We start from the raw sequence: 24,646 nt of genomic DNA on the forward strand, positions 1-24,646 counted from the left end.
CTTCGGTCAGGCGGGTTCGGGGCCGATGTTCGTCAGCATGAGTTCGAACGGGTACGTGGTGTGGGCGTAGACCCGGCCGGCGCTGGTGCCTTGGTGCGCGAGGGCGATGGTCGCCGTCCCGGCGTTGATGTGGCCGGCGGAGACGGTGAACTGCTTGGCGCCCTGCACGCCGGGGAAGGACGTGCTGGTGTACATGCTGGGCGAGCCTTCGGCGGGCGGGGTGCCGCTCCTGGTGGTGCCGTACACGGCGATCGCGCCCGCACTGTCGAGGAGTACCCAGTCGAGGAAGTGGGCGCCGGAGCGCATGAAGTCGGCCTCGATGCGGATGCGGTCCCCGGCTACTGCGGGGATCGTGCACTGGAGGGGCGTTCCGACGGAGGTCACGGCGATCACCCACGCAGGGGCGGACGGGAGGTCGACGAGGGCGTCGTCGGTGATCCGCGCGATGACGGTGCGGAGGGTCGCTCCGGCGCCCGCTGGCCCCGTGTCTCCCTGGTCGCCTTTCGGCCCGATGAGGGAGGCGAGCCATTCGGCTTCCGTGCCTACGAAGCCTTCGGTGACGGCTATCTCGTAGGCGGAATGTCCGTCGGTTCCTGCCGCGCCTGGTGCTCCGTCGTTTCCCGGTGCCCCTTGGTTGCCGGTGTCGCCTTTCGGGCCTTGGCTGCCGGTGGCTCCCGCTGGTCCTTGTGTGCCGGGGTCGCCTTGGGGTCCTGTCGCTCCGTCGGCTCCTGCGGGGCCGGTTGCGCCCGCAGCCCCGGTGTCGCCCTTGGGGCCGGTGGCGCCGGTAGCTCCTGGCGTCCCCGCTACGCCGGCCGATCCCGTCGCGCCGGTCGGTCCTGCGGGGCCGATGAGGGAGGCCAGCCACTGGGTGATGGTGCCGCTGAAGCCCTGCTCGACGGCGATCTCGTAGGCGGATTTTCCGGGGCTTCCGGTGGTGCCGCCGCCGGGGGCTTGCGTGGGTACGAGGTCGTCGAGGTGGATGGTTGCGCCGTTGGCGCCGTGGATGTCGCACCAGAAGAGGAGGCGTTGGCCGCGTGAGGGTTGGACGTCGACGCGCCACATCCATCCGGCGGGCGCGATGCCGGCGGCGTTGTTGGGGATGACTTGGACGGTGAACTGTCCGTCGGTGATTGCGGCTTTGCCGCCGCCGGGGTAGATGGCGTGCCGGGTTTCGTCGGTGAGGATCGCGGACGGGGTGAGGACGATGTTGCCGCCGAAGCCGGTGCCCGCGACTGCGGAGGGGAGGGTGCCGACGAGGGTGACGACGGGGGTTCCGCTGGGGAAGGTCAACTGGCACCTCCCTTGGCTGTAACCCGCCGCCCGGGGCGTAGGTTCCGGGCGGCGGGTGTTGTGGCGGTCCCGCCGCCCGTGACCGGGGGTCTGCGGGCGGCGGGACGTTCGGGGCCCGAGTGAGCGGCCAGCCCCGGACTCAGGTCACCAGGTCCGCGGGTGATCTCGTCGGCCGCGGCAGGTGACGTTGTGGCGGCCGAACAGGCGGCAGGCGATACGCCGTGGCATGCAGTAGGCGAAGTCGCGGGGCTCGTGGGCCGCGTAGCCGATCCAGTAGGCGACGCCGTTCCGCTGCATCCAGTCCGACCGTTCGTCGGGCAACTCGCGGGGCGTCAAAGCGGGATGGTCGACCATGGCACCTCCCGTTGAAGTCTTCGTCCGCCCGGTCCCCCTCTAGGGCCGGGCGGACGGTGGGCCGAGCGCGTAGCGCTACAAGGCCCGGCCTGCGCCACCGCGCGCAGGAGATCAGGCAGCGAGTTGCCCGTGTTCGATGACGGGCGGTGTCGCGCCGGGCTGGATGAGTTCCAGGGTGTCCGGGTCTCGCTCCGCGATGGGCAGCTCGTTGAAGTCGTAGAGGACGCCGTTCTTGCGCCGCATCCGGTCCGGGTGGCGGGTCAGGCGCCCTTCGGCTGCCCAGCGGCGGATCGTGGAAGCGGGGTGACCGGCAACGTGTGCGGCGAGATCCAGCGGCAGGAGCTTCCCGGGCATTCGATCACCCCCGGGCGCGCAAAAAGGGCCGCCTGTTTGGCGGCCCCTTCAGACAGAAAGATCGAGTGAACTAGAGAATATGCTCGCCCTGGTCAGAGGCGCAACCCATGTGACTGATGAGAAGTCAAGAGGTGCGTCACAGTCGTTCCGGCGGTTCGGTTTCCCACTGCTCTGGCGTGATCTGTTCGTAGATGCCGCCCGCTATTCGCAGCGCGCTTCCGGAGGGCGGCCTCGATGATGGCTCGGGCCTCGTTCGCGGCTTCACCTCGGGGTCGATGAGGTCGGCGTAGAGCAGGGCGTATTGGTCGCCCGCCTCGCCCATGACGGTGGTGTCCTGTCGGATGCGTTCAGCGAGTTCGTGCGCGTGCCCGTTCATCAACTCAGCGGTCTCGTCGACCGATACACCGAGGGTGAGGAGTCTGCTGTACAGCTTCCAGGAGGGGCGCGACCTGTCCAGCGGGTCGCCCAGGTTCATGATCCCCAGCTCCTGATCTCGATGACCTCGCCGCCGTCCTGTTCGACGGTGCGCAGGACGGGAGGCGGCATGATCGGTTCGACGAGGCCGAGTTCCCGTTCGAGGCGTTCGATCTTCGCGTAGTCGGGGCGCGGGAGATTGGACTTCGGGTGTCGCCAGTCGTGCGCGATCCGGTTCCAGATCGGCATCGGCCATCTCAGCCACGGAGGTGCACCCGGGCGGACGCCGTAGAGTCCGCACGCAGCTCCGTACAGCACTGCGAGACTCAGGATGACCGGCGGCCAGGCGTTCACGCCGCGACTCCTGCCGCTTCGGCGAGCACCGTCTCTTGCCTGGCCCGGAGTTCCCGCCACTCCCCCAACGTCTCCCACCGTGTCCCGCAGCCGCCGCACCTCACGCGGTGGCTGGCGGCGGTCGCGGTGAGCGGCGTCCAGCACACCCGGTCTCCGACCCGCACGGGGCAGTTGCCGATCTGCACCCGCCCGGGCCGTCGTTCGTCGTTGACGAGGGCCGTGCATTCGGCGTGCAGCCGTCGCAGGTCGTCGATGTCCTGCCCGACCTCCCCGTAGGAACTGCACGCCCACAGGAGGTTGTTGGCGAGGAACGTGGCCAGCCCGGGCACGGCTTCGGCCGGGTTGCCGCGCCACGGTGCGACCGTCCAACCGAGCACGGCCCGCCACGAGTCCTCGATCGCCGACAGCCGGGCCGCGACGCCGCCGGGCCCGACGAGGTTGAGGACGTCGAGGCGGGGCGGTATCGGCGCGGTCCGCGAACCGGAGCCGCCACCGTTGATACGGCTGGCGCCCTTCATCAACGCGGCCGTCGTATCCAGCTGCCGGAACAGGGCGGGGAGTTCAGTGATGCGGGCGGTCGTCTTGTCCTCGCACGGACGGCAAGCCCAGCGGGTGGCTTCGGCAACCCACAACTGACGGTTGCAGTTCGGGGTGACGCAGACCGGCCAGGAGTAGTCGTCGAGCGTGTCGGGGTCGTGCATGGTGCGGCTCCTCGGCGGTGGAACGGGAAGCGTGGGCACTACTGGACCAATGGTGCACCAGAGGCCGACAACAGGCGGCCAATGGCCCAGCGCTGTCCCGCGCACGACGATGCCCGGCCGTCCGTCGGGACGACCGGGCACCCGCACTTCAGGCTAGGACAGCGCCCATTCCCCGGTCTGATCGGCGAACCCGGAGTCCATCGTGAACTGCACCACCGCACCCTTCGACTCCTTAGGGACTTCGAAGACGATCCAGCCGAGGGCTTTCGCACCAGGCTTCAGGGTGACGGAGCTCCCCATGGATGGGCCGGCGGTGATGTCGGCGAACACCGACGTGAACTGCTGGCCCTGCGAGTCGGCGATTTTCACGCCGTTGCCGGGGCTGTCGTTGTAGGCGGCGGTGCCGGTGTTGAGGAGTTGGAACTGGACGCCGATCCACCGGTTTCCGGCGTCGGGGGCAGTGAACTCGTCGCTCGACTTGGCCGGGTCGGCGACCTTCACGACGGTGACGTCGAGTTCGCTGCCGTCCTCGGCGCCGACGAGGGCGATGGTGTCGCCGACCTTGGCGACCTTCGGCGCGGCCGGCTTGCTGGCCGGGGTCTTCGGCGTGCTCTTGGCTGCGGGCACGTCTTTGGGTGTGTCGGTGACGGTGCTTCCGCCACTGCAGGCGGTGAGGGCGAGGATGGCGGTCATGGTGACGGCGGCGAGTCTGGCGCGGGCGTGCATGGTTCCCCCCTGGTGCGGATTACGTTGAGGGGGAGCGTAGGGCCGGTATCGCCGGTGTGGTGGCCGTGTGACGGGGCTGTGACCGTATCGGGTGGTCCGCGCATGCCGCGAGCCCCGTCCCAGTGGGTGCGGGGCCAGCGGTACGAGACGGGGTCAGGCGGTGGGCTCGTCGTCGGCGTGGTGGCCGGTCCATTCCACTCCGGAGACGAGTCCGGTCTGCGGGCTGCCGACGAACGACGGCGCCCATCCGTCGGCGATGAACTTCGCTGCTGCGGCTTGGGGTACCCACTGGTCGCCGCGTACCGGGTCGGACATCCATGCGGCCAGCTCGTCGGCGGTGGCGAACACGGGGCTGATCGGGGACCCTTCAGTCACGGTCTCCCACAGTTGCCAGCCGTCGCCCTTCGGCGGGTCGGTGGACTCCCACGCTTCGGCTTCTGCGCGCTGCCCGGGGTAGGCCTCGATGCTGGCGTGGCCGCTACAGGTCTGGCAGGTGGGGTTGACGCCTTCTCGTTCGCAGCGGGCGTTGACGGCGATCATCGCGTTGATGCTGTCGTGGCCGAACCCAGCCAGGGACCACTCGTTGACCTGCGCGGCGGTCGGCGTGACGGCCGGGTCCTTCTTCTGCCAGCCGGTCTCGCGGGTCCACGTGTGGGTGAAGTCCATGAGCCGTCCCGCTTCGACGAGCGCGTCAACATCGTCTTGGGCGAGGTGGTGCAGCCATCCGTTGTTGAAGTGGTCGGCGAGCCGCCGGGCTTCGCGGGCGATGGCGGTCTCGCCGCTTCCGTAGTAGTCGGGTGCGGTGGCGATGTTGCGTTCAGCGCGGGCCCAGATGGCGGGGGTGTCGGGGCGCCAGGGTTCCGATCCGGTGCTGGTGGGGTCGAAGGGGATGTGCCCGTACCAGAGATCGTGCAGGTTCTTGGCTTGGGGCGAGTAGCCGTTCTCGCAGTCGGGGCACTTGTCGCCGTCGAGGTGATCGGGGCTGAGGAAGCCTTCCCAGATCGCGTTGATCGGCCAGTCGAAGGTGACGGGTACTCGGCGGATTTCGCGTCCCATGCGGGTTCTCCTTGCGGGCGTGCGGCGGGTTCGAGGGTATGGCGCTGGTGGCGGTCAGGCGTTGCGGAGGATCTGGTACATCCGCTCGGCTTCGGGGCTGCGGTCGCACAGCGAGCCTTCGCCGTGCTGCGAGCAGTACGTGGAGTCGTCCTCGGACCCGGAGGACAGCCAGCAGTTCCCGTGCTCATCGACGCGGGGGCAGCATCCGCAGGTCGCTTCACAGCATTCGTCGTCCGGATCGTCGGGGGTGGGCGGGGTGCAGTCGGCGCAGCGGTCCCCGGTGCAGTACGGCTCGGCGGTCACGGTCGCTCCTTGGGCATGTCGTCGGCGGTCATCGTCTCGAAGTGCCGCCACTGTCCGTCTTCCCACTGCTCGACGCGCGCGGTGTCGGCGGGGCTACCACTGCCGAGTCCGGCGCGCACGAACGCGAAGGCCTTGTTCTCGCTGGTGTGGTCGGAGGTGGCGTGGACGTCGGGGCCGGTGAGGATCACACGCCACGGACGGCGCGGCTTGGCGGCCATGGGGTTCAGAACTCCTCGGTCCGGAAGGCGTAGCCGGACTCGTGCGTGAGGGTCTCGCCCAGTTCCGCGTCCCGCAGTTGACGGCCGAAGGTGAGCCCGGCGCGGCCGAACGCAATGTTCCGGTCGGCGAGGACGCGCAGTGCGGACATGCCGACAGCCTCACGGTCCGGCAGGGGCTCGGTGCTGGAGTGGGCCTGCGATCCGTTGGGGCGGGTGACGATGAGGCGGTAGAGCATGCGGTTCATCCTGTCGGGTCGGGTGGTCAGGGACGGAGGTCAAGCGACGAGAGCGATGACAGCGGGCACGAACGTGCGGACCAGGTCCAGCGGGACTGGTTCACCGCAGTCGACGAGGTAGCAGTCCAGGGCTGCCGCGCGTGTCACTTCGGCGAGTGTGACGATTTCGTTGTCGGCATCGAACTCCCACTCGCGGCCTACGTCATCGCCGCTGTGAGCGCCACGGATGTCGACAAGGCAGCCGTTGGGGTGGCGGACCATGAAGTGCAAGGGCAGGCCGTCACAGTGGCCGATCTCGATGATGGGCCAGCCGGTAGCGTCTTGGAGGGCGACGGCCAGGCCGGCGCAGGCGCCGCGGGTGAACACCTCGACCGCGGCGGGGGTGATGCGGCCGGGGGTGAGGCGGCAGGGCATCGTCTCGATGCGGTCGGCCAGCAGGGTGTCGTCGGTCCACGGGATCTCAGCGAGGCCGAGATCGATGGCGGCGGCCACACGGTGATGCCCGTCGGCGAGCCACGGCTGCCCGTCGAGGGTGCGGATCATGACGGGGAGGGCGATGCCGTCTCGGCGGATCGCGTCGCAGAGTTTCGTGTAGTGCTCGGACTGCCGCTTGTGGTCGAGGATGTCCCGCACGGTGTAGCCGTCGGGGGTCTCGTCGTCGGGGGTGAGCATGTCGAGGACTTCGGCGACGGGGATGATGCCGAGCATGACGGGCTCCTAGGCGGTGGATGCGTCGGCGAGGTCGTCGTCGCCGAAGGCGTGCCGTTTGCCGGTGGGGTTGTTGTCGAGGACGACGCCATAGTCGGGGTCAGTGTCGGTGGGCACGTTGGTGACGGTGCCGAGGTCTCCGGCCCGGGCCCGGTAGACGCCGGGGAAGAGGTCGAGTTCGTCGATGGCGACCTGAACTCGCTGGCCGAGGTAGAAGCGGTTGCCGGGGAGGGAGGTGCCGGCTTCGGGATGTGGCGTCGCCTTCGCCAGGGCGGGAAGGGTCAGGATGGCGACCGCCAGTTCGGGCGACCGGTCGGTGAGCTGCTTGAGGAGGGAGGCGAGTTCCAGAAGCAGGGCCCACGGTTTGGGTTCGATGGTGGTCATGGTGCTCCTGTCGGAGGGTGGCGCGTGGGCGAGTGGGTCAGGCGGCCAAAGCGTCGGCGATGGGGAGGTCGACGGGGTAGAGGACGGTGACGGTGGTGAGGCCGGTGGCGGTGCGCGCCTTCGGCGTCACTCAGAGGTCGCCGCGCTTATCCGGCGCCCACCCTCGGGCGGTCCAGGTCTTGGTGCTGGCGTCAAACACGCTGACACCCGCCTCCAGGTCGTCGGGAGGCACGTCGGTGCAGGGCAGGTACTCGATACCCAGGTCCTGAGCGGCGGCGATGCGGTGACAGCCGTCGCTGATCTCGTCCTTGTAGATCCAGATGGGGGTGCGCAGGCCGTGGATGCGAATGTCCTCTACCAGCGACGGATACCAGGGGTCTCGGCGCTTGTCCGGGAGGATGGCGGCGACGCGGAAGTCCAGCGCTTCGGGGTCGTCGGGCATGCGGTAGCCGCAGGCGATGGCCTCCTCGGCGGTCATCTCCAAAAGCTGGGAGAGAGGGAGCATGTAGGTGGCGCCGCTGCCCGGGACGACGCTGAGCAGTTCGCCGTTCCCGAGGCTCCAGAGGGCGGATTCGGCCGGGCTATTCAGGGGCTGCTGGCGGCCGGTTTCGTCCATGGCGGGGCCTTTCGGGGTTGTGTTGGTCTGGGCCGTTTGCTGCTTCGTGGAGTTGGTTTAGGCGGCCTCCGCGTAGTCGGCGGCGAGGAGGTGCTGGGTGCCCTTATAGCTGAACAGCCCGCTGTAGAGGGCCTGGTCGACGACGTTGTAGGCGTGGACGTGAATCCATTTGCCGGTGGTGCGGTGCTGCGCCCACACGCGGAGGGGCTCGGCGCCGGTGGCCGCGCGGTAGGCCTTCGCAACGTGCCGGCCGTACCAGCTCTTCTTGCCGTCGGGGAGGTCGTCGCCGCCGACGCGGGCCAGGAAGTCTCCGGTGCGGACCATGCGGCCCTGCTCGACGGCGGCGGCGATGAGGCCGGAGAGGGTGCGGTATCCGAGGGCGCGGGTGGTGTGGGCGGCGGCTCGGGTGGTGTTGCGGCGGGTGCGGGTCTTGGCGGTCATCGTGGGCTCCCCCTGTTGTGCGGTGGCGATGACTCCATTCTGTAGGCCAACACGTAGTCCTGTCAATAGGGCTACGTGTTGCGCAATAGATTGGCCTTCCCGTAGGGCTACGCGGCGTGCGATGATGGCGGGCATGCCTGCCGAATGGAAGCCACCCAAGACCGATGCCGACATGTTCGCCCAGTACAAAGGGCACATCGAAGGCGAGCGGAAGCTGAAGCCGAAGATGGAAGAGGCCGCCGACCGGGCGTTGGCCAACGGCGCCACAGTTGGCCAACTCGCCAGGCATACCGGCCTCACCCCTGAGGTGTTCCGGCGCCGGGCGCGGAAGCTCGGCATCGAACACAAGCGACCACCGACCGTGGGGCCGCTGAAGCAGCCAACACCCGAGCCGGCGCCTAAGGCCGTGGCAGCAGCGCCGCTACCTCCGGAGCGCGCCGACCAGCCCGAGCCGCGCACCGACACGACGGACCCGTTGCCGTTGCCGGAGCTGTCGCCGAGGGGCTTTCGCAAGGCGATGGACCTGGCCATGAGGCGCGCGGAGCCGGAGCAGCGTGAACGGTTGAACCGGACCGAGAAGGTCGCGGAACAACTGGACCGCGACAAGACCAACGACGTCCTGAAGGCCGCGTTCGAGATGGGCCTGCTGACGCCCGACGAGGTGCTCAGCATCGCCACCCCGGAGCGCCCGGCGAGCAGCGAGGAGACCAGCGGATGAACGAGAGCATCGACCCCAACCTCGTCCTCCAAGACGCGGTGAACGAACGCGACCTAGTCCTCCGCGAGATCCTCCGAGGCAACCCGGGCATGACCGAGGAACGAGCCGAAGACCTGATCGACGCCCTCGTGGACTCCGTCTCGCACGAGCTGGCCGAGGAGCAGCGGGCATGGGCCTAAGCGGGCAACGTCTCGACGACCGAGGTCTACCGGGCCGCCGACCACATCGACCCGCACGGTGCGACGTGTGCGGCCTCCCCGACCTGCACCACGGACACGGTGACGGCCTCGGCTCCTGCGACTGCCCGCGCTGCGAATGCGGTGTAGCCGAATGGTCTGATCTCTGCACCTGCCCGCCGGACGATGACGAGCCCTGGCCCGACGACGTCATCGAGCAGCCCACCGCATGACGAAGGCCCCGCCCGGACGAGGAAACCGGCGGGGCCTTCGCGCTGCCCGGACTGGGGCCGATGCGTTCCTAGGCGCGGCTACAGCATCCCACGGCGACGACCGCCCGTGCGGGGCTGCCCGTTCCCTCCCCCGTTGTCACACCCTGCCGTCACACTGTCCGGATGGATGAGGCGTCATACATGGTGCGCGGCCGGACCCGCGCCATCTGCCAACGCGAGCTGGACCGCATCTGCACGCTGCCCGGCATCACCGCCGTGTCCACGCCCAGCGACGTGACGCCGCCCGGGTGGATCGCGCGGGCCGTCCTCCGTGGGCCGGCCGCTGTACCCGCACCCCGTCCGGCCGGCGAACCGGTGGCCGAGCCCCGGACATAGGGCGACCCGCCACGACGGGGGGTGCGTGGCGGGTCGGGTTCCAGTGTGGCAGAGCGGTGGTCACCGGCCCCAGCAGTTCGCCAGGAACAGGGCCAGGAAGAACACCAGCGCCCACAGCGAACCGGACGGCAGGCAGCCGTCACCGCGGGCCTCCGCATGCACCCGCCGTACACCGTCCCCGGCGGCCGGCTTCAGTCCGCCGTGCGTGTCCCGGCGGTGGACGACGAGTTCGTCCTCCGCGTCAGCCTCACGGTCCCGCTGCTCGGGCGAGACGGCATCGCAGGCGTGGCAAAAGTATTCGTGTGGCATTCACGCATCCCCTCTCGGGCGTAGCCCCCACAGGCGGGAGAGGGGTGTCGCTGCAACCTTCCTACGCCCCGCTACGTCGCTGGTCAGAGCGTCGCTACCGGGGCCGCTACGGGACCCGGCAGGGGTGCCCGGAGTGCGGTCGGGGAGGGCCTGCTGCCAGGCCTCCAGGTCGGCCCGGTGGACCCCCTCGTTCACCTTCCCAGAAGCATCCCTGACGGACCCCTTCGTGGGGATGCTGAGGGCGGCCAGCTTGGCCCTCACCGCGGCCTTGTCCACCACCTCTTCCGCACCCTCCGGGGACGCCTTCTGGAGGGCGGCGGCGAGGGTCTTCAGGTGCACTCCGGGGGCGTCCCCGATCAGCTTCCACATGACCGTCACGATCGGGGGAACGGCGCCCTCTTCCTTGGCCGACGCGGGCCCGGCGATACGGCGCTCGACCCAGGCAGAGAGCTCGTCCTTGGCCTCGCGCGGCACGAACAGGAGGACGGCACCCAGCCACACGGCGATGACGCCGGCCGCAGTCCAGCCACCGTAGAAGCCGACCGCCCACACCGCGACGGCATGAACCCCCCAGGCCGCGCTGCTGCCGAAGTGGGCGGCGATCCACGCGCCCGGGCCGAGGATCCCCGTGGTGAGAGGACTGCGTACGACGGTCGGCTTCGCCTCTACGGCCCGGTCGTCGGCGGCCTCTTCGGTGTGCTCCTCAACCTCGTCCACCGCCTCCTCTTCGTCGGGTTCGGGGGCGGGTTTCCGCAGCTGGAAGTACGTCATGACAGGCTCGTTCCGAGGTTCCCGATGGAGTCCGACACGTACGACCAGAAGCCGCCCGCACCTGCGGCGACGTACCAGAAGAGGATGCCGAGCATCCCGACCTGCTTCGTGGTGAGCTTCTTGAACAGGATGAAGATCGCCAGCGAGAGGGCGAGCGCCGTCATCGTCACCCCCGGCATCACCTTGGACGCCGTCCCGATGAGGCTCCCGACCAGGTCAGGGATGAACCCGAAGGGCCCGCCGGCCGCCTTGTACGCGGACCCGGCGAGCATCGACAGGATGAGGGTGGGCCACCAGCCGAGCGCCCGCATCTGGCCGCCGCCGGGGATTCCGAAGACGAGCAGCACGGTCAGCACGAGGGCCAGGCTGATCGGGTTGCCGAGGTTCACGAGAGGTTCCTTTAGGGGTGGGGCGTGCCGTAGAGGAGCACGCCGGTGATGGTCGAGGTGACGGGGATGGCGGCGCACCAGGCGACGGGCCACCAGTGGCTGCGGGTGCGCCGGTACAGGAGGAACGTGCAGGTCGCGGCGCCGTACCAGAAGAACGCCTGCCCGCCGGTGGGTCCGGTGGAGGCGATCCATGCGGTGACGTGCGTGCTGTAGTCGACGAGGCCGGCCGACCATCCGAGGTAGGCGGCGGTCGCGTGGTAGGCCAGCCACTTCAGCCGGTACGGGGTGCGGGCCCACGCCTCGATGAGGGACTGGCGGGGGCTCTGCGAGTCGGTATCCCACGCTGTACGGGCTGCGGCGGGCTTGCCGGGCTTGGCCTTGCGGCGCCTCTTCTCGGGCCGCTGGCGGGGCTTGGACGGCTTCTCCTTGGCGGCCTTCGCCGGTTCCGTGGCCGGCTCTTCCGGGGCGTCCTCGTCGGGCTCCTCATCCACCTCGACGGGTGCCGGATCGTCCACCGTGGCGGGCAGTGCGGCTGGCACAGGGGCTGGCGTGTTGCCGGTGAACGTGTCCTGATCGGCCTTGTCGTGCTTGTAGACGTCGCTCCACCAGTCCTTCTCCGGCGGCCCGGGGGAAGGGTCCGGCACCCTGGCCGGGGCGGGAGCGGTGTCCGGGGTGGGCGCTACGGCGGTCGGCTCCGGCTCCGGGGTCGGGGTCGGTGCTGGAATCGGCGGCGTCGACGTGGCCAAGACGTCGTCCAGGTCCGCCAGGAAGTCATCGACGCCACGGGCCGGGGCGGTCACAGACCCCACCACATTTGCACCGCCACGACTACGGCGAGGACCGCGGCCATACGGGCCAGGAACCGGGCGTCCGAGGTGCGGGCCCGCCAGTTGACGGCGGCCGTGACGACGATGAACGCGAGGATGAGATAGCCCATAACGGACGCCCCTACTTGACGGCGAGACTGCGACGGGGCGGGCGGAGCAGGCGGGGCCGGATGCAGTCCCACGCCGCGGGTAGCGAGGAACGCCCGTATCTCCAGCTCGTCCGCGTCGGGCTCACTGCTCAGGTTCTGGCTCACAGGTACGGCCCTTCTCCGAGGCGCTTGGCGGTGCGGCGGATGCTGTCCGCCTTGATGTCCGGACGCAGCCGGACAGCTTCGGACACCAGGTCGTCCTTCCGGACACCGTGGGCGGCGAGGGCGCGGACAAGGTCGGACGGTCCGGACGCTTTCTTGGCGATCTCGGACAGCGGGTCCGGACTGTCCGGACGCACGTCCGGGCTGGTCAGGGCGTCAGGGGTGGTGCGGCTGTCGTCGCGTCCGGACGTCTCGTCCGGCTCGCTGTCCGACTGTCCGGACGTGTCCTGGACGGTGTCCGCCTCCGCGTCCGGACGTCCGGACGCGTTGCCCTGGATCGCCCGCTCACTGCTCGCCGCGATACCGAGGGGGGTGCGGCGGGACAGCTCGCCGCGCTTCTGGATGCGCTCCAGCTCGACCTGGAAGGTGACCTCGTCCCGCTCGATGGCGACCTTGCCCTGAGCGCGGATGAGAGCGATCTCCTCGGCTGCCTCCCGCTCGATCTCCGCAGCGCGCTTGCGGCCGATGTACTCGCTGTCCCGGATGACGCTGTTGATCTCCGCTTCCTGTTCGGCGGTGAGGGCGGTGGGGTCCCGGCGGAGCCTGACGTCTCCCGTCCAGGCGATCTTCGCGACGATCGGGGGGAGCGCGCCGGCGAAGGCCGCGGCGTGCGTGATGCTCCAGCCGTGCCACGCGAGGAGTCCGCATGCGACGCCGAGGGTGATCCACTCGACGATCACGATGAGCCGACCGCCGATGCCCTTGTAGGACAGGTACTGGACCACTCCCCACAGGCCGTCGACGCTGACCGCGGCGAGGATTCCCCACCAGCCGGACTGGACGAGGTCGGTGATGCTCCACCCGGTCCAGCAGAGGGACACGAGGGTGAAGACGATGGCGACCGGCGTGAGGGCTGTCAGGCGCGACCTGAGTGCGGTCTTCACTTCGGGGCTCCTGGGGGTGGCGGTGGGAGGTGTTCGGGGCGGGGTGGTTAGCGGCAGCGCCACGCGTACGCGGCGAGGACGGCGCAGGCGAGGAACGGGCCGGTCTGTGCGGTGGCGAGGGCGATGACGGCGAGGACCGTGAACCCCCACCGCGCGAGGGGCGTGTGCATGGCGAGGCGTTGGGCGATGCTGCGGCGGCGGGTCACGGTGCTCCTCGGGCGGGAAGCCGACCGCCGCGGGGGGAATGTCGCGGCGGCCGGCGGTCTGTGTGGTGGTCAGCCGCGCTGCTGCTGTGCGGCGTTGGTCATGGCGGCGATGGTCTGCCCGAGGGTCGCGTCGTTTTCGAGGAGCGTTTCGACGAGGACTTCCGCGGCCCGCTCCGGGTTGCCGGCGTTGACGGCGGCTTGGACTTCGACGGTCTTGTCGTTGATGTAGCTCATGGGGGTGCTCCTTCGTGGGGGCTGTCGGTCTGGGCGAGTTCAGCGCTTGCGGGCTTTCCAGCCGTGCCATGCGGCGAGCGTGAAGCCGATGGCCCCGGCGGTGATGGCGATGAGGGGGATCACGGGTGCTCGTTTCGTCGGGGCCGTGGCCGCCCGCCAGGGGAGTACGGGCGGCCACGGCGGTCAGGTGAACGCGATGCCGAGGACGGTCGCGAGGACGGTGAGGCAGAGGAAGAACATCGCGCCGCAGCCGAGTTGGGGTTCGTGGTCGAACCCGGCCCGGTCTTGGAGTTGGCGTTGCGACTTGCCTTGCTGACGGTCTTTGACCTTGCGGTTGTTCTCGCCGGGGCGGTTCCATTGCCCGCCGAAGGTGTCGCCCATCAGCGGTTGCCGCCGAGCTGCTTGGCCACTTCGGTGCAGAGGCGTGAGGTGCAGGGGGCGAAGTCGTGGGTGATGCCGGCGTGCACGACGACTTGGATGGCGTCCGCCTCGGGCAGAGTCGGGTCGGCCGCCATGACGTCTGTGACGCGTTCGAGGGTTTCGGTGAGGAGGAGGTCGTCCATCACTGGTCTCCTGCGATGGTGCGGAGGCGGGTGGCGTATTCGGAGTGGCTGGCGCCGTCCGGGTCGGGCAGGAGGTGGGCCCAGTCGCCGGTGAGTCCGTGTGCGCGGGCGTAGCCGCGGCTGTCGTGGATGTCGGCGGGTCGGTTGGGTTGTTGGTCGAGGCGGTCGGCGAGGGCGTGGAGTGCTGCTGCGGTGTCGCCCATCAGATGCCGCCGCCTCGTACGCCGGTCCCGGAGCATCCGGTGCAGGTGCGCCAGGTGGTGATGGTGGCGCCGTTGGTGCCGGGTGCGGTGATGCTGTGGCCGCCGGTGCCGGAGCAGTTGGTGCAGGCGCGCGGTTGTTGTTGCCCGCTCATGCCTTCCGCCCCGCTTTCAGTACTGCGTCGACGCTGTGTCCGGCGTTGACGGCTTCGTCGTAGCGGGTGTTGGCGACGAGTTCGGCGGCGCGCCAGGTGGGGTCGTCGTCGCAGTTGCGGACGCCGACCTGTTGGGCGATGTCGCGGCAGGCCTGTGCGGCTTGGGCGTAGGCGGCGACGGGGTCCGGCTGCTCGCTCATGCGCTGGCTCCGATGAGGTCGAGGCGCTCGGCGGCGGCGAGTTCGATACGGGTCTCCCGCATGACGTCTTGCGCGTACTCGAAGGCGCCGAACTCGGCAGCGGTGAGGTCGCGGCGGTCCATCCGTGCGGAGAGTTGCGCGGTGCGCTCGGAGGCGACCTGGTGGCGGGTGAGGGCGCGGTACAGGTCGGTGGGGTAGTTGAGGCGGAGTTCGAGGCGTTGCAGGGCGGCTTGTGCGGCCGGGGGCAACGGGGCCGTCGGCGGGGTGGGCTGTTGCGGTTGCTGGCTGGTCATCCCTGCCTCCTTGCAGCCCGCTTCGCGTTGTAGCGCGCGCTGTCTGCCCGGGCGCAGGCACGACAGCGCCTTGCCCCCTTGGGGTCGATGTAGGTGTTGGCGGCGTCGTACGGGTGACCGCTGGGGCATTCACCCTTGGGGTGATGGGCGTACGGGGCACTCTCCGAGTCCGGCGCCTCGGGAAGCGGAAGCCCTCGCTTCTTGGCCTCGACCCTGAGCCCGTGCCAACGGCGACAAGTGCGGCAACCGCGCCCGGTCGACGTCATGACCGTGTTGGCCTCGGTGTACTCGTGGCCGCGCAGGCAGTGCGTCTTGTTCGCGTTGATGGTGGCGGGGGCGATCGGCGATCGGCTGATGTTCTCGGCGCAGGTGACCGCTTCGAGGTGGGCCGGGTTGGCGCAGGCGCGGTTCCGGCAGAGGTGGTCGATGTGAAGTCCGTCCGGGATCGACCCCTTGTGGATCTCGTAGGAGACCCGGTGTGGATACAGGCCGCGCTTGGCGAGGTCCATCCGGCCATAGCCGTGCGGGTACTTGCCTCCGGTCCATTCCCAGCAGCCGTTACTCGCCTTGCTGATCTTGCCCCAGAAGAGGCGTTCGATCTGGTCGCGACTGAAGGTGAGGTGAACGCCCTTGTAGTGGATGACGCGGCGCGGACTGCGCTCATCCCTGGGGATAGGCGTTTGCGGCGCCCCGACAGTAAGGTCTTGCACTGGTCATTCCTCCTGGTGAAGCAGGCGGTTGGCTGGCCCCTGACCGGGCTTCCACACACCGGTCAGGGGCCGTTCTCATTGGCGCGAGCAGTTGTGGGCTGCTCACTTCTAAGAGCGTATGCCATGGCATACACTGAAGCAAGCGGCCCGCCGCATGGAAGGACGGGCATGGCTGAAGACGACGTCACCGAGGAGGCGCGCAGGGTGATCGACGCTTTGAAGCAGGTCGGGGAGATCGAGGACCCGATCGAGCGCGCCGTAGCGGCAAGCGAGGTGCTGGCCGACTACAAGGAACGCGCCCCTCAACTGCGGGAGCTGCAACGGCAGGCGATCGCGGCGCTGCGCGCCCAAGAGGTGTCGTACCGGAAGATCGCGGCGCGGCTGAAGATCTCCGTCGGCGCGGTCCAGAACATCGAACGCGGCCATGGAAGCGCCTGGGGCACCAAGTCCCGGACGAAGCCAGCCGAGAAATAAAAGAAGGCCGGACGGTGTCGAGACCGTCCGGCCGGTAGATCAGCGGGATTGCAGCCCGTCGACCCATGACCACCCACGCAAGGGAACGGCCGCGTTGAGAGTAGCCGAAGTAGTGCCGCGCCAGGAACACCAGGGAGCGGCCTCGTGAGTACCCGTATCGAGCGCGGCCCGATGGTCGCCGAAGTCCTCGAACGCGACTACACCCGGATCGGCAACCGCCTGATCCGCGACCGGCGCGTCGACTGGATCGCCCGAAGCATCTTCATCTGGATGGCCAGCCACAAGGACGGTTTCGGCGTGTCGCCCGAGTCGATCGCCGCTGCCGGACCGAGCGGCATCTCTGCGGTGAAGTCGGCGTTGCGGAAGCTTGAGCAGTACGGCTACCTGACCCGCTCCCAGCAGCGGACGAAGGGCGGCACGATGGGGCAGACGGTGTACCGGATCACGGATATGCCCAGCTCAGAACCGCTAGATGAAAACCGATCGGCGGACGTGACCAGCGACGATACTCAAAGTGGCAGGTCGGAACCGGTGGATGAGAATCCGCCGGCTCCCGACTGCGCGCGGGAAGGACCGTCGACGATCTGATCCTGATCGCCGTCGACATGGCGGAGACGAACCTGACGTGGACGGACCTCGCCGAGCATGAGGCGCACTGGCTGAACCGGCAGCAGCAGGGCGGGCTCACGGGCACGGACGCCACCGTCGCCGGGTGGGCTGCGGTCGCCGACCAGCTGCGCCCCTCCACCACAGATGCCCGCGTTCAGGGCGCCCTCGATCTCGGGCGGCAGATGCAGGCCGAACACGACGCCGCTCGCGGCGGCTACCAGTCCTACCGGCAGCCCTCGCCCGAGGACTATGCCGCCGACCTCGGACACTTCTGACAGACCACCCCCGCACCACCCCCGCGCCCCGTCAGACTGGCGGGGCTGCCCGACCGTAAGGAGAGCTCGTGACCACCACCGAGGGCTTCCATCTGACGCCTCTCCCGTGGGACAACCTGCCGCCACGCGAGGAGGACTCGTGACCGCGCTGCACGGACTGCGGGACTCAGTACCCGCCGGACTGGCCGGAGCTTCGCTGGCACATCGTCCACGGCTGCTCGGGCGGCTCATGGGGGTTCTCCGAGTGCCCGGGCGGGAACTGCCTGTGCCTGGCGCCCGTGGAGGTAGTGACGCACTGGTGCGAGACGTGCGACGGGGAAGACCCACGGACGTGTCCGGAGCGCCTCAACCCGACACTCCCCGATCCGGCCATGGGGGCGGCTCGTGGCTGACGACCAGCTGACGTGGGCTTCCGCGTTCGACTCGCCGTGTCTGCTGCGTCTCGGCCCGTGGCGGCTGGACGAGTGCGTGGAGTGCGAGCTGGACGGCGGGTGCGCAACGCACGAGTGCTACCGCGACGCGTCCAGCGCGGTCCTGCACATGGACTGGTTCCGGGACTTCGCTTCCCCGGGCGAGGCGGAGTGCGGGAGCGTCGGCGGCCCGTCGAACCTCGTGCCGTCGCAGTACGCGCCGCGCCCCTGCCAACTCCCGGCCGAACATGAGGGCCGGACGCATCGGGCACGGATGGGCTGGTCGTGGCCAGCAGCGGGGAGGGCTGTCGCATGAGCAGCGAGGATCGCATCCTGTGGATCAGTGCGGGGCTGACGGCGGCCGTGTTCGCGGCGGCCGGGATCCTCGCGGGTCCGGGCACGGCGGCGGGTTGGGCGTTGACCATCGCGGCCGGGCCGGTAGCCGTGGCGGTCGTCGCGGCGGCGTGGGCAGTGCAGGAGCGCAGGAACAGGACGGAGGCTGACCATGGATGACCTCGTGCAGTGGTACGGCGCGTGTCTCGACGACGAGGAGCGGGTCGCGCGGGCGGCGGCCGAGGACGACGGGCCGGGCTGGCACTACGACGGGCGCGCCGTCCTCACTTGCCGGGAGGGGGACATGGTGGCGGTCGGTTCACAGGACTTCATGGAGGCGGAGCGCGGTACGCACATCGCCGCTCATGATCCGGCGCGGGTGCTGCGGGACATTGACGGCAGGCGGCGGACGCTGCTCCGCTGCCAGGAGGCGATGCCGGCCGCGAACCCGATGCTCGTGCACTTCGCGAAGCAGACGGTCCGGGAGATGGCGCGCAGCTTCTCCCACCTCCCGGGCTACGAGAAGGCGCTGGCCTCGTTCGAGTAGCCCCAACGCGAAGGCCCCCGCCGAGATCTGGCGGGGGCCTTCGTCGTGCCTGTGGCGCTGCCCACGGGCCGGGTGGGTTCCATGCGCCAGGGCCCACAGAGGGCCCCAGCACGCTGCCGGACGTGCCAGCAAGGAACGATCAGGCAGCACTGCCACGATAGCGTCCAGCACTGACAACGCCACGAGACGAGGCCCCGTGAAGCCGACCGCAGCACCCCCGCCCGCCGTACCCCGCCGCGCGTGTACGCCGCTCGCCGCGCTGCCCGGCCGTCCGTCGCGCGATCTGGACCGGCTACCTGCTGTAGGCCGGCGTCGGGGGCCGACGTTCAACTCGGCGGTCTGAGCGGGGCGGCGGATGCCGCTGCCAAGTGTTGGCGGAGGGTCCGCCAGATCGCGCCGCCCCACGTGCGGGGCCATCGAGTCTCAACGCCAGCGATGGTCCGCCGACTGGACACCCACCAGGCGAAGCGCCAGAGCAGGACGACCCCGCACAGGCAGGATGTCACGCCGCCCGGCTCTAAGGGTGCTTGTCGCCCTGGCTCATCGGCCACCGGTCCCCGCATCCGGTGCACTCGTACCAGCCGCCCTTGATGACGCGGACGCCGCGCGTGCGGCCCTTCCTGAAGCAGGAGACGACGGCGGTCATGGGGACTCCTCGGCGGCAGTGTGGTGGGGGCAGAGTTCGCCCGTGTATTTCTGATTGGCGCGGCACCTGGCCCGCATGCGTTCCCGCCACAGGCCGAGTTCCACCCTGTGGTCGGGGTGTTCGGCGATGGCCTGCTCGAGGTAGCCGGCGGTCTGGCAGGCGGTCGACTGGTAGCCGCGCAGGTAGGGGCGGATGAGCGCGAGTAGGTGGTCGGGGAGTTGCTCGCGCCGGTCGCCGGGCGGGGGCGGGGTCCAGGCGGGCGTGTCTTCGGATTCTGCGCGCAGCCACGGCCACTCCCGGTACAGCAGCGCGAGGACGGCATCGGCGTCGGCTTCCGCATCGGCTCGCCACCGGTACTCGCAGTCGGCGTAGCGGCAACCCGGGTTCTGCCGCTCCCAGATCGCGGCGGCGATCTCGTCACGCAGCCCGGCCCGGCGGGAGGGGGTCGCGGCGGAGTTGTTCGGTTCGGTTTCCGGTGCTGCGGGTGAACAACTCGCCTCGACGGCCGGCGTCTCCCACTCGGCGGCGTCTGTCTCGACCCGCATGCGGATGCTGTCGCCGTAGTCCGCGGTGATGCTGTCGACGAGGGAGAGCGTGAACCGGTTGGCGGTGTACTCGTCGGGGTGCGTGACGGTGATCCGGATGTGGCGGGCGGGCGTATCGCTGCTGGCCGCCGGGTTGTTCACGGTTGTTCCCGCCGATTGTTCGAGCACGTTGTGGAGTTCGACGAGCCGCTTGTCCCACCAGCGGGCGAGCGGCACCCCGAGCGGGGGCGCCCCAGCCTTCACCCACTGCCTGTACAGGGCGGTAACGGCGGCGAGTTCGGCCCGCAGTCCGGCGAGTTCGGTCTCGGACTTCCCGAGCGCCTTGATGCCGGCGGCGAGCTGGTCACGGACCGGCCGCTCGGCGCCGGCCTGCTGTTCGGCGAACCAGGCTGCCGACTTCTCGGACGCTTCGGCTGCTTGCCGGGCGCGTTCGGTTGCGGCCTGTTCCATCTCCGGGGTGACCGAGCGGGCAGTGAGGCGCTGCCACGGCTCGGGCCCGGCCGCTGGGTCGGGTCGTCGTTCCCGCAGCGCTGCGGTGAGGTCGCGAACGGTGTCGGGTTCCTCGGCGGTGAGTTGCCGCCCACACTGTGCACCCTTCAGCCACTTCCGCACGTCGGCAGTCGTGACGGTGCGCCCTTCACGGTCGGCGATGACGCAGCATTCCTCAACGAACGCGAGCGCATCCTGTGCGCGATACAGGTCGAGGCCCAGCTGGTCGGCGAGTGTGCGGGCTTCCTCGGCGGTGAGTTCGGGGTCGCTCAGGTCGGTCATGCTGCTCCTTGCTGCGGTTCGTTGAGGTCGAGTTCGTCGAAGCGGATCAGGTGCCGTCGCAGGGCGATGACGACGGCGTGGGTGCGGGATCGGGCGCCGAGTCGCACTGCGGCTTCTTTCAGGCGGAGGTGGACGCCCTGCTCGGTGGTGTTCAGGCGGGTGGCGATCTGTCGGCTGGTGTAGCCGGAGGCGGCGAGACGTAGTGCGGCGAGCTGGCCGGGGCTGAGTGGCTGGCCTTCGGTGCCGGGGCTTCTCACGGCTGGCCCCCGTTGATCTGGCGGGCGATGGCGAGGGCGTGTTGCAGGTCGTCGGGCATCGCCGCATGCTCGTCGAAGTCGGCGCCGTCCCAGCTGGCGAGCCACTTGGCGAGGGCGAGGCCGACGCCGGGGGCGTAGCTGCCGTCCATCTCGTCGCCGTCGATGGTCGGGGCGCCGGTAATGCCGTAGCGGATCTTCGTGCAGTACGGGGTGCGGTCGGGCTGGTCGGTCACGGTCAACTCCTGGGTGGTGTGGTCGGATGGGGGTGGCCGGCCCGGCGGTCTAGGACACCGCCGGGCACGGCACGGGGGTCACGCGGTCGCGTCGAAGTCGAGGACTCCCTGCGCGAACCGGGCGCGAGCGAGGTCGTGGTACGCCGGGTTGAGGTCGACGCCCACATACCTCCGGCCCAACTGCCGGGCCGCAGCGCCAGTCGTCCCGGAACCGGAGAACGGATCGAGGACGGTCCCGCCCTGCCGGCAGCCCGCCTTGATGCAGCGGAGCGCAAGCTCGGTTGGCATCACGGCGAAGTGCGCGCCGGCGAAAGTCGCGGTCGGGAGATCCCACACGTCACCCGGGTTGGCGCCGTTCGCATGTGACGCCAGACTCGGAACGGCTTCTCGCGCGCTCGGTCCGGCCGGTCCGTGCCAGCCGGGGGCTCCTCCAGCCTTCCGCTCGCCCCAGGTTGCACCGGATGTTGCGTCGTCACGGATGGCGTCCAGGTCGAACGCATACTTTTCGTGCTTGGTGAAAAAGTAGACGGGCTCATGCTTGCGGCTGAGCCGGTCCGTGACCGCCTCGGGCATGCAGCTGGTTTTCCGCCAGGCGACCTTGTTGCGGAGGATCCAGCCGTCGGCGAGCAGTGCCAGGCTGACCCGTTCGGGGATCATCAGCAGGCTTTTGCGGCGGCCGGCAACGGGGCGGCGGGGTCCTTCGGCCAGTCCGATGCGGCTGCGGTGTTCGGCTGCCGCACCGTAGGAGTCGCCCAGGTTCAGCCACAGGGTGCCGGTGTCGGCGAGTACGCGGCGCGCTTCGGCGAAGACTGCGGTGATGTGGCTGATGAACTCTTCCGGGGCGGCCTCCATTCCGTACTGGCCGGGGGTGTTGTAGTCGCGGAGGCCAAAGTAGGGCGGGGACGTCACCACGCAGTCGACGGACGAGCTGGGTAGTTCGCGCAGGACTTGCAGGGCGTCGCCGAGGAGGAGTGTGACCTGCTCGTCTTGGTAGTACGGCGGTGGGCTCACGGGCTTCCTTACTCGCGGGTCAGGTGTTGTGTCGGGGGTGCGGTTGGCGGGGGCGTACGAGGACGGCTCAGGTGCTCCAGCCGATGAGGCGGAACTCGACGCCCTCGTCTTCCATCTCGGCTTTCGAGGAGCACACTTCGGACGCCCAGACGAGGCGCAGGATTGCGTCGCCATCGGAGGACGGGCTGGTCTGGTACTCGCCGTAGAGGAAGCCTTCGTCGTCGAGGTAGACGGCGCTGTGCTGGTCGGTGGGCCGGTTGGCGGGCGGGGCGATTCCGGCTTCGACGGCGGCGCGCAGCCACGCGGCGGCCTCGCCGATGAGGTGCTGTCGGAGGCTGGTGTCGAGCTGGTCCCAGGCGTCGGCTGCCCACTGGCCGTAGCCGTTGCGGTAGCGGGATTCGGCGAGCTGGAGGGCGCGGGGGTCGGTGGTGGTCATCGGTTTCTCCTGGGCGCGGTAGTGATTGTTGTGGTGCGGAAGTCGTAGGCGGGCGTGTGCGGCGTCGCGGGCCCTCCGGTCGTCCGGAGCGCCGCCGACCCCCTGTGAGGCCGGGAGACGGCGACTGAGACCCGCACACGGGGCAAGCGGGCCGGATACGTCAGGTCGGGGTTCACGAGTTCAAGCTGTCCGCCCATGCGGTGAGCGCCTCGAAGTCGGCGTCGAGGAGCCCGAGTCGAGGGCTGACGAGGTGCAGGAACGCCGGACCGTCGTGGTGCTCGGCGACGTACTGGCTGTCGAGGTCCCGGATTTCGTCGTCGATCCAGGCGAACGGGCGGCCAGCCGCGTACTCGACGACCTGGTGGGTCTTCCAGTACGTGCCATCGGGCATGCGGTCGGAGACGGGGCGGCGGTCGAGGTCCCAGTCGATGTGGGGCAGTTCGGGCAGCCCGATGTGCGGGGCAATCCACTCGTTGGCTTCGGCGGCCCACGTGGTGCACCAGACGAGATCGAAGGGCAGCTTCTGCAAGGCGGGTCCGTGGGTGGGGTTGAGCCAGACGCGGAGAGGCTTCTGCCAGGGCTGGTCCCAGCCGGAGGGGCGCATGCGGTGGGTCTGGTAGCCGTCGGGGCGGCGGTTGGGGTTGGCGGCGTAGGGGTTGAGTGGGCCGTCAACGTCGATGAGTAGGGCGGGGCGGGTGGTCATTGCTCGTTCTCCTTGTTGGACTAACCGGTCAGTAACGGGTCGTATGGCTGCGGTCGCCAGGTCAGGCGCCGTACTCGCGGACGTCGACGCTGACGGTGGGCTTCCACCCGCCGATGGCGGCCTCGATGAGGTTGCGGATCTCGTCGACCTCGGCCTCGGTGGCCAGGTCGGAGATGAAAGCGCTGATGTCGACGGCGTACATGTCGGGCTCCTTGGGTTGCGGGGGGTTTGACCCGATCTCCGGGTCGGTGCGGGCGGTCAGTGCCGGGTGATGTGGAGTCGTCGCCGTCCTCCGCCGGGCTGCTGGTCGGGGATGACGTGGAACCCGGCCGCCTGCAACGCCAGCCGGTATGCGTCGAGTCCGTCGGCCTCACCGGCCCCGTCGTGGAAGACGTTGACCTGACGGCGCCCCGACTGAACGACCCGGTAGCCGGGCGTCCAGCCGGACTGCGGGTCGAACTCGGACGGCTCGAATCCGCCGTAGGCGAGAACCGCGTCGACATCGGTGGCACGGATGTGGCGGGCCATCAGTCGTTCACCGTCTTCGACCGGGCGGCGATCTTCGCGAGCTTGGCGTCGAGGACCGCACCGGGGTCGTCGACGATCGACGTGAGGGCGACGGCGGCGGTGACGATGACGTCGACCAACTCGCCGGCCACGTCCTCGCGGGTGTGGGTGACGCCCTTGCGCGGGTTCTGGCCGGTGGCGCCGATCCAGGCTTGGGCGGCCTCGCCGGTCTCCTCGGTCAGCTTGAGGATGCGGAGGGTGATCTCCTGCTGGCTGCGTCCGTTCTCGGAGTCGAGCCAGTCGACGAGGCTGCGGATCGTGGACCACTGGCCGGGGCTGATCGGGCTGGCGGGTGCCGCCTCGGCGGGCGCGACCGCCTCGGTGAGCATCAGCTTCAGGAGCAGTTCGCTGATCGTGTCGCCGGACGCGGCTCCTTCCTCGGACAGCCAGCAGTCGCTGTACTCGTGCATCAGGTAGTCGCCGCCCTTCCAGCCTTCGTAGGTGGTGTTGAGGGCGGAGCGTGCGGCAACGAGCATCGAACGAACGGTGACGTTGGAGGCGGGTTCGAAGGCGAGTTCGTGGTAGTAGCCGCGGTAGGAGTGCGGGTGGGTGAAGCCGTGGCGGACGGTCTGGTTGGGGTTGGCGGCTTCGAGTGCGGTGATCAGTTCGGCGAGGTTCATCGGGTTCTCCTTCGGGTCGGGTTTCGGCGGTTAGCGCTGGTCGGGTGCGTGGTCGGCTCGGCGACCGGTCCCCGTGCGGGCGGGGTCAGGGGGTGGCCCTCTTGGCGGCCCTGCGGAGCGCGTCGGCGACGGTGAGGCCGTTGACCGTGACGAGCGGCGCCTGTTCCCGGGCGAGCTTCAGCGCGGTCTCTTCGTCGAACCGGTGCTCGTCCAGCCAGGCGTCGCGGCCCGCGTGGTACTCGGCCCACTCGTTGTCGCCGTCGGGTTCCTGTGCGCCGTCGCGCCAGCTGTAGCCGTAGGACCAGGTGCCGTCGGTGCCGAGGCAGTAGTGCGGGTTACGGAAGACGCCCCACCGTCCGGCGCCCCGGTATTCGACGGTGAGGGCGAAGACGTGGGAGTCGAAGTCGTCTTCGGGGAGGCAGTTCACGACGTACTTCGTGGCCTGGACGGTCGGTTCGGGTGTGGTCATGCCTTGCTCCAGAGGGTTGGTTGCAGCACGA

Annotated in this window: 50 protein-coding genes; 9 read left to right on the forward strand and 41 right to left on the reverse strand. The window is 69.6% G+C overall.

The annotated features are described in order from the left end of the window. Positions 1-6: 6 nt before the first annotated feature. The 15 genes from QA861_RS10195 to QA861_RS10265 form a co-directional block, all read right to left on the reverse strand. The gene (locus tag QA861_RS10195; RefSeq protein WP_334587922.1) at positions 7-1,290 is read right to left on the reverse strand and encodes a collagen-like domain-containing protein; all 1,284 of its coding nucleotides are present in this window, start codon (positions 1,288-1,290) and stop codon (positions 7-9) included. 144 nt (positions 1,291-1,434) lie between these two features. Next, on the reverse strand, positions 1,435-1,644 hold the full coding sequence (locus QA861_RS10200; RefSeq protein WP_334587923.1) for a hypothetical protein: 210 nt from the start codon (positions 1,642-1,644) through the stop codon (positions 1,435-1,437). Between the two features lie 111 nt (positions 1,645-1,755). Then, on the reverse strand, positions 1,756-1,998 hold the full coding sequence (locus QA861_RS10205; protein ID WP_334587924.1) for a DNA-binding protein: 243 nt from the start codon (positions 1,996-1,998) through the stop codon (positions 1,756-1,758). A 136-nt stretch (positions 1,999-2,134) separates the two neighbouring features. Continuing rightward, a complete protein-coding gene (locus tag QA861_RS10210) occupies positions 2,135-2,473 on the reverse strand; it encodes a hypothetical protein (RefSeq protein ID WP_334587925.1) in 339 nt (112 codons plus the stop codon). Continuing rightward, on the reverse strand, positions 2,470-2,661 hold the full coding sequence (locus QA861_RS10215; RefSeq protein WP_334587926.1) for a hypothetical protein: 192 nt from the start codon (positions 2,659-2,661) through the stop codon (positions 2,470-2,472). Before QA861_RS10215 ends, QA861_RS10210 begins: the two co-directional genes overlap by 4 nt. A gap of 101 nt (positions 2,662-2,762) precedes the next feature. Beyond that, complete coding sequence (locus tag QA861_RS10220; RefSeq protein WP_334587927.1) at positions 2,763-3,467, reverse strand: hypothetical protein; 705 nt, start codon at positions 3,465-3,467, stop codon at positions 2,763-2,765. A gap of 153 nt (positions 3,468-3,620) precedes the next feature. Further along, positions 3,621-4,193, reverse strand: a complete 573-nt coding sequence (locus QA861_RS10225) for a DUF4352 domain-containing protein (protein WP_334587928.1) — start codon at positions 4,191-4,193, stop codon at positions 3,621-3,623. 153 nt (positions 4,194-4,346) lie between these two features. Next, positions 4,347-5,249 carry a hypothetical protein gene (locus QA861_RS10230; protein ID WP_334587929.1) on the reverse strand — a complete coding sequence of 301 codons (903 nt, stop codon included), beginning with the start codon at positions 5,247-5,249 and terminating at the stop codon, positions 4,347-4,349. A 54-nt stretch (positions 5,250-5,303) separates the two neighbouring features. Continuing rightward, the gene (locus QA861_RS10235; protein WP_334587930.1) at positions 5,304-5,552 is read right to left on the reverse strand and encodes a hypothetical protein; all 249 of its coding nucleotides are present in this window, start codon (positions 5,550-5,552) and stop codon (positions 5,304-5,306) included. Next, positions 5,549-5,770 carry a hypothetical protein gene (locus tag QA861_RS10240; RefSeq protein ID WP_334587931.1) on the reverse strand — a complete coding sequence of 74 codons (222 nt, stop codon included), beginning with the start codon at positions 5,768-5,770 and terminating at the stop codon, positions 5,549-5,551. The genes QA861_RS10235 and QA861_RS10240 overlap by 4 nt, the downstream gene beginning before the upstream one ends. A gap of 5 nt (positions 5,771-5,775) precedes the next feature. Next, a complete protein-coding gene (locus QA861_RS10245; RefSeq protein ID WP_334587933.1) occupies positions 5,776-6,006 on the reverse strand; it encodes a hypothetical protein in 231 nt (76 codons plus the stop codon). A 39-nt stretch (positions 6,007-6,045) separates the two neighbouring features. Next, positions 6,046-6,714 carry a ParB/Srx family N-terminal domain-containing protein gene (locus QA861_RS10250; protein WP_334587935.1) on the reverse strand — a complete coding sequence of 223 codons (669 nt, stop codon included), beginning with the start codon at positions 6,712-6,714 and terminating at the stop codon, positions 6,046-6,048. A gap of 9 nt (positions 6,715-6,723) precedes the next feature. Then, on the reverse strand, positions 6,724-7,098 hold the full coding sequence (locus QA861_RS10255; RefSeq protein ID WP_334587937.1) for a hypothetical protein: 375 nt from the start codon (positions 7,096-7,098) through the stop codon (positions 6,724-6,726). A gap of 130 nt (positions 7,099-7,228) precedes the next feature. Further along, positions 7,229-7,714, reverse strand: a complete 486-nt coding sequence (locus tag QA861_RS10260; protein ID WP_334587939.1) for a ParB N-terminal domain-containing protein — start codon at positions 7,712-7,714, stop codon at positions 7,229-7,231. A 57-nt stretch (positions 7,715-7,771) separates the two neighbouring features. Beyond that, the gene (locus QA861_RS10265) at positions 7,772-8,155 is read right to left on the reverse strand and encodes a hypothetical protein (protein ID WP_334587941.1); all 384 of its coding nucleotides are present in this window, start codon (positions 8,153-8,155) and stop codon (positions 7,772-7,774) included. Between the two features lie 133 nt (positions 8,156-8,288). On the opposite strand from QA861_RS10265, the gene QA861_RS10270 reads away from it, so the two are divergent. From QA861_RS10270 to QA861_RS10280, 3 genes are all read left to right on the forward strand, one after another. Next, positions 8,289-8,873 (forward strand): hypothetical protein, encoded by a 585-nt coding sequence (locus QA861_RS10270; protein ID WP_334587943.1) that lies wholly within the window; start codon positions 8,289-8,291, stop codon positions 8,871-8,873. Then, complete coding sequence (locus QA861_RS10275; protein ID WP_334587945.1) at positions 8,870-9,052, forward strand: ATP-dependent Clp protease adaptor ClpS; 183 nt, start codon at positions 8,870-8,872, stop codon at positions 9,050-9,052. Before QA861_RS10270 ends, QA861_RS10275 begins: the two co-directional genes overlap by 4 nt. A 392-nt stretch (positions 9,053-9,444) precedes the next feature. Then, positions 9,445-9,657 (forward strand): hypothetical protein, encoded by a 213-nt coding sequence (locus QA861_RS10280; RefSeq protein ID WP_334587947.1) that lies wholly within the window; start codon positions 9,445-9,447, stop codon positions 9,655-9,657. A gap of 60 nt (positions 9,658-9,717) precedes the next feature. On the opposite strand, the gene QA861_RS10285 is transcribed toward QA861_RS10280, so the two are convergent. From QA861_RS10285 to QA861_RS10355, 15 genes are all read right to left on the reverse strand, one after another. Beyond that, a complete protein-coding gene (locus QA861_RS10285; protein ID WP_334587949.1) occupies positions 9,718-9,966 on the reverse strand; it encodes a hypothetical protein in 249 nt (82 codons plus the stop codon). After that, positions 9,967-10,737 carry a hypothetical protein gene (locus QA861_RS10290; protein ID WP_334587951.1) on the reverse strand — a complete coding sequence of 257 codons (771 nt, stop codon included), beginning with the start codon at positions 10,735-10,737 and terminating at the stop codon, positions 9,967-9,969. Beyond that, positions 10,734-11,126 carry a hypothetical protein gene (locus tag QA861_RS10295; protein ID WP_334587953.1) on the reverse strand — a complete coding sequence of 131 codons (393 nt, stop codon included), beginning with the start codon at positions 11,124-11,126 and terminating at the stop codon, positions 10,734-10,736. The genes QA861_RS10290 and QA861_RS10295 overlap by 4 nt, the downstream gene beginning before the upstream one ends. Before the next feature lie 11 nt (positions 11,127-11,137). After that, complete coding sequence (locus QA861_RS10300; protein ID WP_334587955.1) at positions 11,138-11,926, reverse strand: hypothetical protein; 789 nt, start codon at positions 11,924-11,926, stop codon at positions 11,138-11,140. Next, on the reverse strand, positions 11,923-12,207 hold the full coding sequence (locus tag QA861_RS10305; protein WP_334587956.1) for a hypothetical protein: 285 nt from the start codon (positions 12,205-12,207) through the stop codon (positions 11,923-11,925). Before QA861_RS10305 ends, QA861_RS10300 begins: the two co-directional genes overlap by 4 nt. Then, on the reverse strand, positions 12,204-13,148 hold the full coding sequence (locus QA861_RS10310; protein WP_334587958.1) for a hypothetical protein: 945 nt from the start codon (positions 13,146-13,148) through the stop codon (positions 12,204-12,206). The genes QA861_RS10305 and QA861_RS10310 overlap by 4 nt, the downstream gene beginning before the upstream one ends. Before the next feature lie 47 nt (positions 13,149-13,195). Further along, a complete protein-coding gene (locus tag QA861_RS10315) occupies positions 13,196-13,354 on the reverse strand; it encodes a hypothetical protein (RefSeq protein WP_334587960.1) in 159 nt (52 codons plus the stop codon). 69 nt (positions 13,355-13,423) lie between these two features. After that, positions 13,424-13,588, reverse strand: coding sequence for a hypothetical protein (locus QA861_RS10320; protein WP_334587963.1), 165 nt, complete (start codon positions 13,586-13,588; stop codon positions 13,424-13,426). Positions 13,589-13,771: 183 nt separating this feature from the next. Beyond that, on the reverse strand, positions 13,772-13,969 hold the full coding sequence (locus tag QA861_RS10325; protein ID WP_334587965.1) for a hypothetical protein: 198 nt from the start codon (positions 13,967-13,969) through the stop codon (positions 13,772-13,774). After that, positions 13,969-14,151, reverse strand: coding sequence for a hypothetical protein (locus QA861_RS10330; RefSeq protein WP_334587967.1), 183 nt, complete (start codon positions 14,149-14,151; stop codon positions 13,969-13,971). Before QA861_RS10330 ends, QA861_RS10325 begins: the two co-directional genes overlap by 1 nt. Then, complete coding sequence (locus QA861_RS10335) at positions 14,151-14,354, reverse strand: hypothetical protein (protein ID WP_334587969.1); 204 nt, start codon at positions 14,352-14,354, stop codon at positions 14,151-14,153. Before QA861_RS10335 ends, QA861_RS10330 begins: the two co-directional genes overlap by 1 nt. After that, entirely contained in the window at positions 14,354-14,506 is a 153-nt protein-coding gene (locus QA861_RS10340; RefSeq protein ID WP_334587971.1) for a hypothetical protein, read from the reverse strand. The genes QA861_RS10335 and QA861_RS10340 overlap by 1 nt, the downstream gene beginning before the upstream one ends. Further along, complete coding sequence (locus tag QA861_RS10345; protein WP_334587973.1) at positions 14,503-14,706, reverse strand: hypothetical protein; 204 nt, start codon at positions 14,704-14,706, stop codon at positions 14,503-14,505. Before QA861_RS10345 ends, QA861_RS10340 begins: the two co-directional genes overlap by 4 nt. Further along, positions 14,703-14,999 (reverse strand): hypothetical protein, encoded by a 297-nt coding sequence (locus QA861_RS10350; RefSeq protein WP_334587975.1) that lies wholly within the window; start codon positions 14,997-14,999, stop codon positions 14,703-14,705. Before QA861_RS10350 ends, QA861_RS10345 begins: the two co-directional genes overlap by 4 nt. Then, positions 14,996-15,709 (reverse strand): HNH endonuclease signature motif containing protein, encoded by a 714-nt coding sequence (locus tag QA861_RS10355; RefSeq protein WP_334587977.1) that lies wholly within the window; start codon positions 15,707-15,709, stop codon positions 14,996-14,998. The genes QA861_RS10350 and QA861_RS10355 overlap by 4 nt, the downstream gene beginning before the upstream one ends. A 168-nt stretch (positions 15,710-15,877) precedes the next feature. On the opposite strand from QA861_RS10355, the gene QA861_RS10360 reads away from it, so the two are divergent. The 6 genes from QA861_RS10360 (at position 15,878) to QA861_RS10385 (ending at position 18,357) form a co-directional block, all read left to right on the forward strand. Next, the gene (locus QA861_RS10360; protein ID WP_334587979.1) at positions 15,878-16,183 is read left to right on the forward strand and encodes a sigma factor-like helix-turn-helix DNA-binding protein; all 306 of its coding nucleotides are present in this window, start codon (positions 15,878-15,880) and stop codon (positions 16,181-16,183) included. Positions 16,184-16,327: 144 nt separating this feature from the next. Next, a complete protein-coding gene (locus tag QA861_RS10365) occupies positions 16,328-16,771 on the forward strand; it encodes a hypothetical protein (protein ID WP_334587980.1) in 444 nt (147 codons plus the stop codon). A gap of 17 nt (positions 16,772-16,788) precedes the next feature. Continuing rightward, positions 16,789-17,067: a hypothetical protein gene (locus tag QA861_RS10370; RefSeq protein ID WP_334587981.1), complete on the forward strand. Its 279-nt coding sequence runs from the start codon at positions 16,789-16,791 to the stop codon at positions 17,065-17,067. A 384-nt stretch (positions 17,068-17,451) separates the two neighbouring features. Continuing rightward, complete coding sequence (locus QA861_RS10375; protein WP_334587983.1) at positions 17,452-17,793, forward strand: hypothetical protein; 342 nt, start codon at positions 17,452-17,454, stop codon at positions 17,791-17,793. Next, complete coding sequence (locus QA861_RS10380; protein ID WP_334587985.1) at positions 17,790-17,990, forward strand: hypothetical protein; 201 nt, start codon at positions 17,790-17,792, stop codon at positions 17,988-17,990. The genes QA861_RS10375 and QA861_RS10380 overlap by 4 nt, the downstream gene beginning before the upstream one ends. Beyond that, positions 17,983-18,357, forward strand: a complete 375-nt coding sequence (locus QA861_RS10385) for a DUF6221 family protein (protein WP_334587986.1) — start codon at positions 17,983-17,985, stop codon at positions 18,355-18,357. Before QA861_RS10380 ends, QA861_RS10385 begins: the two co-directional genes overlap by 8 nt. 517 nt (positions 18,358-18,874) lie before the next feature. Here the strand turns inward: QA861_RS10385 and QA861_RS10390 are convergent. From QA861_RS10390 to QA861_RS10440, 11 genes are all read right to left on the reverse strand, one after another. Beyond that, a complete protein-coding gene (locus QA861_RS10390; RefSeq protein ID WP_334587988.1) occupies positions 18,875-19,003 on the reverse strand; it encodes a hypothetical protein in 129 nt (42 codons plus the stop codon). Next, positions 19,000-20,319 carry a hypothetical protein gene (locus QA861_RS10395; RefSeq protein WP_334587990.1) on the reverse strand — a complete coding sequence of 440 codons (1,320 nt, stop codon included), beginning with the start codon at positions 20,317-20,319 and terminating at the stop codon, positions 19,000-19,002. Before QA861_RS10395 ends, QA861_RS10390 begins: the two co-directional genes overlap by 4 nt. Further along, the gene (locus QA861_RS10400; RefSeq protein WP_334587991.1) at positions 20,316-20,576 is read right to left on the reverse strand and encodes a response regulator transcription factor; all 261 of its coding nucleotides are present in this window, start codon (positions 20,574-20,576) and stop codon (positions 20,316-20,318) included. Before QA861_RS10400 ends, QA861_RS10395 begins: the two co-directional genes overlap by 4 nt. Beyond that, positions 20,573-20,809 carry a hypothetical protein gene (locus QA861_RS10405; RefSeq protein ID WP_334587993.1) on the reverse strand — a complete coding sequence of 79 codons (237 nt, stop codon included), beginning with the start codon at positions 20,807-20,809 and terminating at the stop codon, positions 20,573-20,575. The genes QA861_RS10400 and QA861_RS10405 overlap by 4 nt, the downstream gene beginning before the upstream one ends. Positions 20,810-20,887: 78 nt before the next feature. Next, complete coding sequence (locus QA861_RS10410) at positions 20,888-21,820, reverse strand: DNA-methyltransferase (RefSeq protein ID WP_334587995.1); 933 nt, start codon at positions 21,818-21,820, stop codon at positions 20,888-20,890. A gap of 67 nt (positions 21,821-21,887) precedes the next feature. Further along, positions 21,888-22,256, reverse strand: a complete 369-nt coding sequence (locus tag QA861_RS10415; RefSeq protein ID WP_334587997.1) for a hypothetical protein — start codon at positions 22,254-22,256, stop codon at positions 21,888-21,890. A 172-nt stretch (positions 22,257-22,428) separates the two neighbouring features. Beyond that, entirely contained in the window at positions 22,429-22,959 is a 531-nt protein-coding gene (locus QA861_RS10420) for a hypothetical protein (RefSeq protein WP_334587999.1), read from the reverse strand. Between the two features lie 61 nt (positions 22,960-23,020). Beyond that, complete coding sequence (locus tag QA861_RS10425) at positions 23,021-23,161, reverse strand: hypothetical protein (RefSeq protein ID WP_334588001.1); 141 nt, start codon at positions 23,159-23,161, stop codon at positions 23,021-23,023. Between the two features lie 56 nt (positions 23,162-23,217). Continuing rightward, on the reverse strand, positions 23,218-23,487 hold the full coding sequence (locus tag QA861_RS10430) for a hypothetical protein (protein ID WP_334588003.1): 270 nt from the start codon (positions 23,485-23,487) through the stop codon (positions 23,218-23,220). Beyond that, positions 23,487-24,146, reverse strand: coding sequence for a MazG-like family protein (locus QA861_RS10435; RefSeq protein ID WP_334588005.1), 660 nt, complete (start codon positions 24,144-24,146; stop codon positions 23,487-23,489). Before QA861_RS10435 ends, QA861_RS10430 begins: the two co-directional genes overlap by 1 nt. Before the next feature lie 85 nt (positions 24,147-24,231). Beyond that, a complete protein-coding gene (locus QA861_RS10440) occupies positions 24,232-24,615 on the reverse strand; it encodes a hypothetical protein (protein WP_334588007.1) in 384 nt (127 codons plus the stop codon). Between the last annotated feature and the right edge of the window lie 31 nt (positions 24,616-24,646).

It is taken from the genome of Streptomyces sp. B21-083 (genome assembly GCF_036898825.1).
Lineage (GTDB): Bacteria > Actinomycetota > Actinomycetes > Streptomycetales > Streptomycetaceae > Streptomyces.